Consider the following 3,754-nt stretch of genomic DNA (forward strand, 5'->3'; position numbering starts at 1 on the left):
GGATCGGCAGGAATGGGAACGCCGAGAGGGAGATCCTCCTGTCCGTTGGAGATGGTGCCGTCAGGGGGGCCGCCATGCGGTTCAGGGCCGGCGGCGTCATTCGGATGAATGAGCATGATCGAACGATAGCGCAATCCGAGACAGATGTCGAACCCTTGTTCGAATCGTGTGGAAGGATGGCCCTGTGGAAAACGCACCCCCCGAGAGGGCTAGACGTGTGACCACCCTTCCTGGCGGTGTTCGGCGATCGCCTCGTGTGACCAGGATTGATGCGACCGAGGAATCCAGGACCTCCGACCAGGGCGCGCGACGTACAACGGGGCCAGGGCATGTTCCGTCTCCAGGCATGTCTTGCCTCGGGCCCGTCTCGGCGTGACGCGGACGGTGGGGCTCGCCGCGGTGGAGCCGCTGTGGGCTGTGTCCGCAGAGCGGGGACGGGCCGAGCCGGCAGGCCTGTGGAATCAGGCCCGCGGTGCATGCCCGGCTGCTGGCGATCGTCGGGGTGGCGGGAAGCACGGCGATGTGGTCAGGGGCGATGAGTGGAGTCGACGATGGGAGTGCGGAGCGTGCCGAGGCGCTCGATGGTGACCTCGACGGTGTCGCCCGGGTGAAGGTAGCGAGGGGGTGTACGGGTGTAGCCGACGCCGGCGGGCGTGCCGGTGATCAGGATGTCCCCGGGCTGCAAGGTGAGGGTCCGGCTGACGAACGAGAGGATCCGTCCAATCGAGAAGATCATGTTGCTGGTGTCGCCGTCCTGGACGGTCTCGCCGTTGACGGTCGTGACCAGTCGCAGTCCTGCGGCAGGATCGCCGACCTCGTCGGCGGTCACCACCGGGCCGATGGGTCCGCTGCGGTCGGCGTTCTTGCCGAGCGTCCACTGCGCCGAGGATCCCTGTGCTCGTCGTGCGCTGAGGTCGTTGAACACCGCGTAGCCGAACACGGCGGCGGCCGCGGTCGCCTCGTCCACGTCGGTGAGCGCCGTCCCCACCACAACCGCGAGCTCACCCTCCCAGTCGAGCCCCCGCTCGCCCGGGGGGGGACAGGCACCGGCGTCCCGCCCGCGCACAGCGACGCCGTCCACCGCGCGAACAGCGGCGGGGACTTCGGCACCGCAAGTCCCGTCTCGGCCGCATGATCGTGGTAGTTCAGCCCCATCCCCAGCACCCGTGCCCCCGCCCGCACGGCCGGCACGAGGTCGGCCTCGTCCAGCGTGCGCACATCGGCCGGTGCGGGCACCTCGACCGTTGGGCGCTGCCCCTGGGATGAAAGGCCCTGCGTGGCCACGATCCGTCGGGCGGTGTCGGACCATTCGTGGAGGTCGGCATAGAACTCATCCACCTCGGTCAACAGCGCCACGCTGGCACCAGAAGGTGAGGCAGGTGATGCAGGGGGAGTCGAGAGCGTGACAGCGGACGTTGCGTACACGGGGCCACTCGGGGTGCCGTCCACGTCGGATACCAGCAGCAGGCCGACGAGAACCCGTCGCCCCTCCCGTACGCCCACGAACCGCATGATCCACGACCCTCCGAACAGCCGGGCCTGTCACCTGCCCTCGGTGATGGTGGTGCGAGGCGAAAGGCGAGTCTGACTTACCAAGGATGCCGCAGCGCTGCTCGCGACCACCGAACATCGCGACCACCGAACAGTGCGGCCGTCGCCCGACTGATTCAGAGCCGCCCCGGCACCGCAGATCATGCGAAGCGCAGATCATGCGAAGCGCGGGTCGGCGTGCGGCTCCGATCAGGAGGCGGCGGGGTAGGGCTTGGCGCAGGTGAGAGCGCCGTAGGAGAGCGCGTCGAGCTGAGCTTCGGTGGGCTGGCCGGGCTGGGAGGAGGTGGACTGCTGGAGTTCGGCGAGGCGGGGGCCCTGCCAGCCGTACAGGAGCCTGGTGACGGTCCAGGTGCCTGCGGCGCCGTCGACCTCGACGTGGTTGACCAGCAGGGACGGCTTTGTCGTACCGGTCCGGGCGACGCAGCGGTAACCGTCGCCGCCCGCGGCGGAGGCGCCGATGAGCAGGGGGAAACGGGCGCCGGCGCCGTCCTGGACGGCGGTCAGCCGGCTGTCGAGGATGGTGAGGATCTCGGCGTCGGCGGTGGAGGCTCCGTATCCGACGGCGACCAGTGCCTCGTCGCCGGGCTCACCGTTGAGGTCGATGGTCTGCAGGATCGTGGGGTGCAGCGAATCCCCGGCGTCCAACTGGCTGTCCAGCGCGACCTCGGACTCCTGGCCGGTGGCGAGGATCGCGCGGGCGAGCAGGGCGCGCCCACCGCCGGGCGGGGTGCGCTCGAAGACGAGCAGGCGGTCAGGGCGGCCGTCGCCGTCGAGGTCGCTGATGGCGACGTTCACACAGGTGGCGTTGGTGGGAATGCGGGGGTTGCGCTGCGGGCTCGGGCAGTCGAACCGGGTACCGCTGGCCTCGCGGATCTGCTCGGCATCACTGCCTGTGCCGCTGGTGGAACCGGCCGAGGCGGTGGACGAGGCGAACGTCTGCGCGTCGCGATCCGCGGCTGCCGCGTCCGCGGTGGACGTGCCGTCGCAACCGGCGGCGAGCAGCCCGGCCGACAGGAGGCAGGCGGCCGCCCATCCGGTGACGACGAATCGACGCGCTGCCATGGTTCCCCCCGAGGCTGATGTCGCGAGATTGTCGCACAGCAAGTGGGTTCGTAAGCAGTGTGGTCGGCGGCGACAGCCGCGAGCCCGGGTCGGGTGATGGCCTGGCCCGACCCGGGCGGCTGCGGTGCGGTGTGGTGTCTCGATGCCTGGCCGTTGTGGTGACTAGGCGGTGACGATCTCCGAGCGCAGGGGCGCGAGGGCGGCGCCGATGTCGCCGGCGGTGGGGGCGGAGACGCCGAGGCCGGACAGGGCGGCGAGCAGGTGGTTCACCACCGCGTCGAACTGGGCGTTGTTGATTTTCAGGGGAGCGTGGATGGTGGGGATGACGCGCCCGGAGTACGTCTCGGGGCCGCCGATCGCGGCGGAGATGAACGCCCGCTGGTGGGCCTTGAGGCTGGGGATGTCCTTGCCGGCGAAGAAGGGGGCGAGCTGCGGGTCAGCCGTGATCCGGACGTAGAAGTCGTCGACGGCGGCCTCGACGGCCTTCGCGCCGCCGATCGTGTCATAGGAGCTCATCGAAGGACTCGCTTTCGCAGTAGAGGCCCGGCCTGACCGGGGATGGGCCACTGCTTCACTCAACTCGCCCGCTGGTGGACACGTAAGGTGCCGGAGGTCCACATGTACGGGAAGGAAGGCCGGCGGCCCGGGGGCCGCCTGGCTCGTTTCCCTTGGTGTTTCCACCGGTGTGGCGCGCAGGTGCCACCACCGTTGTCACCGGCCTGGCCAACCCAGGCTCGGGTGGCGCGTGTTACGCGAGTCGGATGTCGGCGACGGTGAGGGCCGGGTTGGCCGGCTGATAGGTGACCTCGCGAATTCCGAGGGCACCGGCGAGTTTTCCCGGTGGAAGGGTCACCGGTGTGGGCGCGGGACCTTCGCCGGGGCGTGGAAGGGGATACGCGGTCGTGGTCGCGCTGTGAAAGGTGACATTTCCCTCCCGCTTGGTGAAGAGCTGGTGGACATGGCCGTTCAGACAGGTCACCGACGAGAACCGACCAAGCTGGTTCAGGACGGCGGCGGCGTCGTCGGTGCCCCAACCCCATTTCGGGTACATGGCGAACAGCGGAATGTGGCTGAACACGACGATCGGCGTGTCGGCGGACAGGCCGGCGACATCCTTGCGGACGAACTCGATCTGCTCGGC

The 3,754-nt window shown here is 69.5% G+C and carries 5 protein-coding genes; 1 reads left to right on the plus strand and 4 read right to left on the minus strand.

Annotation, left to right across the window (positions count from 1 at the left end):
- Positions 1–221 (plus strand): hypothetical protein (locus G6R24_RS22895; protein WP_225438749.1); only part of this gene is annotated, 221 nt, incomplete at its 5' end.
- Between the two features lie 305 nt (positions 222–526).
- On the opposite strand, the gene G6R24_RS24625 is transcribed toward G6R24_RS22895, so the two are convergent.
- The 4 genes from G6R24_RS24625 to G6R24_RS19265 all read right to left on the minus strand — a co-directional run.
- Positions 527–1,081 (minus strand): fumarylacetoacetate hydrolase family protein, encoded by a 555-nt coding sequence (locus G6R24_RS24625; protein ID WP_225438750.1) that lies wholly within the window; start codon positions 1,079–1,081, stop codon positions 527–529.
- Positions 1,082–1,740: 659 nt separating this feature from the next.
- Positions 1,741–2,613 carry a hypothetical protein gene (locus G6R24_RS19255; RefSeq protein ID WP_163550588.1) on the minus strand — a complete coding sequence of 291 codons (873 nt, stop codon included), beginning with the start codon at positions 2,611–2,613 and terminating at the stop codon, positions 1,741–1,743.
- A 162-nt stretch (positions 2,614–2,775) separates the two neighbouring features.
- Positions 2,776–3,129 (minus strand): group I truncated hemoglobin, encoded by a 354-nt coding sequence (locus G6R24_RS19260; RefSeq protein WP_163550589.1) that lies wholly within the window; start codon positions 3,127–3,129, stop codon positions 2,776–2,778.
- Positions 3,130–3,361: 232 nt separating this feature from the next.
- Positions 3,362–3,754: metallophosphoesterase family protein (locus G6R24_RS19265; RefSeq protein WP_420840676.1), on the minus strand; the 393-nt coding region annotated here is incomplete at its 5' end.

The organism is Candidatus Frankia nodulisporulans, assembly GCF_902806475.1.
GTDB lineage: Bacteria > Actinomycetota > Actinomycetes > Frankiales > Frankiaceae > Frankia > Frankia umida.

Bases quoted from the DNA above. Each gene is read 5' to 3' on its own strand.
- G6R24_RS19255 (WP_163550588.1), bottom strand. From the start codon at position 2,613: ATGGCAGCGCGTCGATTCGTCGTCACCGGATGGGCGGCCGCCTGCCTC.
- G6R24_RS19260 (WP_163550589.1), bottom strand. From the start codon at position 3,129: ATGAGCTCCTATGACACGATCGGCGGCGCGAAGGCCGTCGAGGCCGCC.